The sequence below is a fragment of the Brevibacillus sp. LEMMJ03 genome (genome assembly GCF_007197875.1).
GTDB classification, from domain to species: Bacteria; Bacillota; Bacilli; order Brevibacillales; family Brevibacillaceae; genus Brevibacillus; species Brevibacillus thermoruber.
This window is the reverse complement of the sequence record NZ_VKJN01000051.1, coordinates 1-907: the sequence shown is the minus strand read 5'-3', so window position 1 is coordinate 907 and position 907 is coordinate 1. Positions and strand designations below refer to the sequence as shown.

The 907-nt window shown below is 55.3% G+C and carries 1 rRNA gene; it reads right to left on the bottom strand.

The annotated features are described in order from the left end of the window. Positions 1 to 888 (bottom strand): 23S ribosomal RNA (locus tag FOI68_RS22695); the annotation flags it as partial. Positions 889 to 907: the final 19 nt, after the last annotated feature.

Here is a 907-nt window from a genome sequence, read left to right as displayed (position 1 = left end):
TCCGAGGCTAGCCCTAAAGCTATTTCGGGGAGAACCAGCTATCTCCGAGTTCGATTGGAATTTCACCGCTAGCCACACCTCATCCCCGCACTTTTCAACGTGCGTGGGTTCGGGCCTCCAGTAGGTGTTACCCTACCTTCACCCTGGACATGGCTAGATCACACGGTTTCGGGTCTACGGCAACGTACTCTCGCCCTGTTCAGACTCGCTTTCGCTGCGGCTCCGTCTCTTCGACTTAACCTCGCACGCTACCGTAACTCGCCGGTTCATTCTACAAAAGGCACGCCGTCACCCATGTAACGGGCTCCGACTATTTGTAAGCACACGGTTTCAGGTACTATTTCACTCCCCTCCCGGGGTGCTTTTCACCTTTCCCTCACGGTACTGGTTCGCTATCGGTCGCTAGGGAGTATTTAGCCTTAGCAGATGGTCCTGCCAGATTCACACGGGATTTCACGTGTCCCGTGCTACTCGGGATCCGTCTCGGAGAGACACCTGTTTGGGTTACGCGACTGTCACGCTCTCTGGTCGGCCTTCCCAGACCGTTCACCTACAGGTGTCTTTTGTAACTCCACGTGAGACGTCCCACGACCCCGCAGAGTAAACCCTGCGGTTTAGGCTCTTCCGCGTTCGCTCGCCACTACTGACGGAATCACTGTTGTTTTCTCTTCCTCCGGCTACTTAGATGTTTCAGTTCACCGGGTGTGCCTTCTCGCCACCTATGGATTCAGTGACGGATACCATCCCATTACGGATGGTGGGTTCCCCCATTCGGAGATCCCCGGATCAACGCGTGCTTACCGCTCCCCGAGGCTTATCGCAGTTCGCTGCGTCCTTCATCGGCTCCTAGCGCCAAGGCATCCACCGTGTGCCCTTAGTAACTTAACCACTAATGCATACAGGAAAA